Genomic DNA, 4187 nt, shown 5'->3' on the forward strand with positions numbered 1-4187 from the left:
TGTGCGCTCTGAATAGCCTGCTCGACAATGGCCCTGCCCGCCTCGGGATGGCTGTTCAGCCACAAATCCAGAGGATCGCGAATGGTCTGCACCATAAGCTTATAGGCTTCGCGACTGGTGAGTTTGTCCTTGGTCTGCCCCTGAAACTGGGGATCAAGAATCCGTGCGGAAAGCACCAAAGCCATTTTGCCGGTGACATCATCCTGCACCAGCTTCACCTTGGCCGGCACCAGACTGTGGTGTTCCATAAAGCTGCGCACAGCTTCAAAAACACCAGCGCGGAACCCCGATTCATGGGTTCCACCATCGAGTGTTGGAATCAGATTGACGTAGGTTTCCGGACGTGGATTACCCTGGGCACCCCAACACAACGCCCAATTCGCCCCCTCTCCCTGAGCGAAACCATTACTATCATCGTGTTGGTACATTTCACCTGCAAAAACCGGGGTAATGGGCTCTGCTTCCGCAAGCATTTCCTCCAGATACTCCGCCAGGCCAGAATCATACTGCCAGACCAGCGCCTCCTGCTCCGGTAAATTCAGAATCACCTGCAAACCGGGCAGCAAAATAGCCTTGGCACGCAGCAAGTGCGTCAACTCCCGAGTATTGACCCGAGCTGAATCAAAATACCGGGGATCTGGCCAAACCTGAACCCGAGTCCCATGACGGCGGGCCTGACTGTTTTCCACGCGGGTCAAGGCTTCCTGAAGCATACTGTCCACAAAGCTCAAACGATAATGACCATATCCACCCCCTTGCGGATCCCGGGTATGAATTTCCACCAGCAAGCGACTGGACAGTGCATTGGTGACTGCCACACCCACCCCATGCAGACCGCCCGAAAAGCGGTAAGCCGAAGACTTGTCAGTCTTGTCGAATTTTCCCCCTGCATGCAGGGTAGTAAAGGCCAATTCTGCTGCAGGACGCGTCTCACCGGGAGGAATCCCTACCGGAATCCCCCGACCATTGTCCTCGACAACGACCGACCCATCACTGAGCACGGTGACTTCAATTCGGGTCGCATGTCCGGCCAGCGCTTCATCCGCAGAGTTATCAATGAGTTCCTGAACCATATGCGTCGGACAGGTGGTACGCGTGTACATGCCCGGGCGCAAACGCACGGGCTCCAGGCCCTTAAGGACAGTGAATTGTTCAGCACTATAGTTCAAAACAGTAGGGTTCCTTAATCATCGTGTCCCAAATTCAGTTCGGGCTGGCTACCGGGCCCATCATAAACGGAATAATGTCTTTGAGCAGCATGTCATCAGGATTCATCAAATTGTCATATTTCTCCGTTATCATCAGGACGAGGTCAGGTGGAAAAGCTGCAGAGCAGCTTCGCCCTGCAAGTCATTCAGCAAACGGTAAGGCATGATAACAGGCAAACTCAGAATCGCTCTGATCACCGAGACTTATCCTCCAGAAATTAATGGCGTAGCGCTTACCTTAGGGAAGGCTGTCGAAGAACTCCAGACACGCGGTCACGAAGTTCAGGTCATTCGACCCCGCCAATCTGACGAGGCTGATCAGGAAGGCTTGGTGAAAGCATTCCCTCTGTTTTTTTATCCCCAGGTCAAATTAGGTTGGACCCATCCAGGCTATCTGACTGGCTGCTTGCAGACCTGGCGCAGTGAGGTGGTACACATTGCTACTGAAGGACCTTTGGGTTATGCGGCACTCATCGCTGCGCGCAAACTGGGTTTGCCCGTTGTGACCAGCTTCCACACCAATTTCGACCAATACTTTTCGTTTTATGGGATTCCTGCCCTACGCCACATAGCGCGTCTCTATTTACGTCATTTTCATAATGCGACCCGGCAAACGCTGGTACCCAGTCACGGTACCCTGCAAAGACTCCGACAACAGGGATTTCAGCGCCTGCAGCTGTGGGGACGCGGGGTAGATACGCAGCGCTTTAATCCGCAATGGCGTGATACCCAAATCCGTCAGGATCTGGGACTGGGTAATGAGGATTTGCTATTGCTTTATGTAGGACGCTTGGCGCGGGAAAAAAACCTGCCGCCCCTGATCGCAGCCTTTCGCAAACTGAGCAGGAACCATCCCCGGGCAATCCTCGTTCTGGTCGGCGATGGCCCGCTACGCAGTGAAATCGACCAGGACGCCAATGAACGGATTTATTGTGCGGGCATGCAAAGCGGCATGCATCTCGCCCGCTGGTACGCCAGCGCCGATTTGTTCTGCTTTCCATCCTGTAGTGAAACCTTCGGTAATGTGGTGCTTGAAGCACAAGCCAGCGCCTTGCCCATCATTGCCTATGACTGTCCGGGCGTCTGCGAACAAGTCATTCATGGCGAACATGGACTGCTGCTTCCGCGCAATAGCGACATGGAAACAGCTATGCAAACACTCTATGGCAATTCCGCTGAACGCCAGCGTTTGGGCAATGCCGGACGCCTGCGTGCGGAATCACAAAGCTGGACACGCAGCTTTGACATTCTCGAAGCCACCTATCAACAACAACTTTCAGCTCGCTGAATTTTCGGACAACCCATGCGTATTCTCATGATTTCTGATACTTATTTTCCACGCATCAGTGGTGTGGCCACTTCCATTCGCAGCTTTCGCCAAGGATTGGAATTGCTGGGACACGAGGTCGATTTACTGATTCCGGATTATGGCTACTGCACTTCTGAAGAGAGCGGAATTTACCGTATTCCGGCACGTAAAATCCCTTTTTTCCCCGAAGAACGATTCATGCAACCCCTCGCCTTATTGAAAATAAAATCCGGTCTCAAAGCTCGCCACTACGATATCCTGCATATCCAGACCCCTTTTGTCGCCCACTATCTGGGAAATCATCTGGCACGAAGTTTGAGATTGCCCGTCATCAGTTCCTACCATACCTATTTTGAAGCGTATCTCGGCCACTACTACGGAAAAATCCCCGGTCCGCTGCGTAAAGCTATGGCACGCATTCCATCGCGCCAGCAATGTGCAGCCATAAACGGTTTAATTGTTCCGTCCCAAGCTATGGCTGAAGTTCTCTGGAATTATGGTATCCGTACCCCCACAAGAGTGATTCCCACCGGCATTCGCATAAGCCATCAGACCCATAATACAGGTCATCGCCAGGATTTTAGAATGCGCTATAATATGGACCAAAACTGTCCTGTCCTGCTGTACGCAGGACGCATGGCCCCCGAAAAAAATATCGGACTGCTCCTGTCCATGTTAAAGAAGCTCAGGCAACAATTTCCCGATATTCTGCTGCTACTCGTTGGTGATGGGCCAGCCAGATCTCACCTGGAAAACGAGGTGCAATCAAGCCAGTTGGCACAAAACGTCCGCTTTTTGGGTTACCTTGATCATGTTGCTGAATTACCTCAGGCGTATGCGGCTGCAGACTTGCTGGTGTTCGCATCGGAAACGGAAACACAGGGTATGGTATTACTGGAAGCTCTGGCCGCAGGACTGCCCATTGTTGCCGTTCCGGCCATGGGTGCAGCAGATGTTCTCCGCAGCGGTTTAGGCACCCGATCAGCGCCTGCCGAAGCCAATACGTTCGCACGAACTTGCGCTGAACTTCTCGCCGATGAAAATTTACGTCAGCAATTATCCGATGAGGCCCGAAAGCTCGCCCAGGATTGGGCAGAAAGCGCCATGGTCGCAAAACTGGCAGAATTTTACCGAGAGACCATTAACGAAAACAGAACTAAGCAAAAATTATGATATCTGCACATTCAACATGCACATACATTGCTTCAGTATTTCAATTGAGCGCTACCTGATTGCACCTTGCGGCAACACCAATACATATACTCCATTTTATTCTTCATCATCCCGGTCAATAACATACGCACAGCCACCTGACTGCGCGTACCGGAAGAAAGCCTTTGACTGCGAGTCACCTGAACAAGCGTTTCACAAGTCCCACACTCACCCGATGTAAATTCCACTAACATGGTATCTCGCTTCTTAACTTTGATAGTTGGCATAATAAAACGTATCCCAGTAGGGCTAAAGTCGGCCATTTCACCATCAAAATGCTGACCATTTTTACAAGATATTTTAAGCGGTTCTGTTATGTTAATTCGCGAATATTTTCGCACTGATCGCTTATAAACAGCCAATGGCGCGGCAACTATCGCGATGTTATCATAATTGTATAAAAATTTCGCGAAAAAAGCATAGAAGTTGTTACCATATCCAATAATTACCATAATTCG

The 4187-nt window shown here is 51.0% G+C and carries 4 protein-coding genes; 2 read left to right on the forward strand and 2 right to left on the reverse strand.

Annotated features, from left to right (window positions below):
• A partial coding sequence (locus AC2VLY_RS01885; protein ID WP_486921684.1) for an ATP-binding protein occupies positions 1–1169 on the reverse strand: 1169 nt, incomplete at its 3' end.
• 202 nt (positions 1170–1371) lie between these two features.
• On the opposite strand from AC2VLY_RS01885, the gene AC2VLY_RS01890 reads away from it, so the two are divergent.
• On the forward strand, positions 1372–2496 hold the full coding sequence (locus AC2VLY_RS01890; protein WP_193649967.1) for a glycosyltransferase family 4 protein: 1125 nt from the start codon (positions 1372–1374) through the stop codon (positions 2494–2496).
• 15 nt (positions 2497–2511) lie between these two features.
• Positions 2512–3690, forward strand: a complete 1179-nt coding sequence (locus AC2VLY_RS01895; RefSeq protein WP_486893160.1) for a glycosyltransferase — start codon at positions 2512–2514, stop codon at positions 3688–3690.
• 32 nt (positions 3691–3722) lie between these two features.
• Here AC2VLY_RS01895 and AC2VLY_RS01900 read toward each other — a convergent pair.
• Positions 3723–4187: PilZ domain-containing protein (locus AC2VLY_RS01900; protein WP_486921685.1), on the reverse strand; the 465-nt coding region annotated here is incomplete at its 5' end.

This window comes from Acidithiobacillus sp. TH-A36 (genome assembly GCF_057473445.1).

Coding starts and splice junctions, on each gene's coding strand:
- AC2VLY_RS01890 (WP_193649967.1), top strand. CDS start 1,372: ATGATAACAGGCAAACTCAGAATCGCTCTGATCACCGAGACTTATCCT.
- AC2VLY_RS01895 (WP_486893160.1), top strand. CDS start 2,512: ATGCGTATTCTCATGATTTCTGATACTTATTTTCCACGCATCAGTGGT.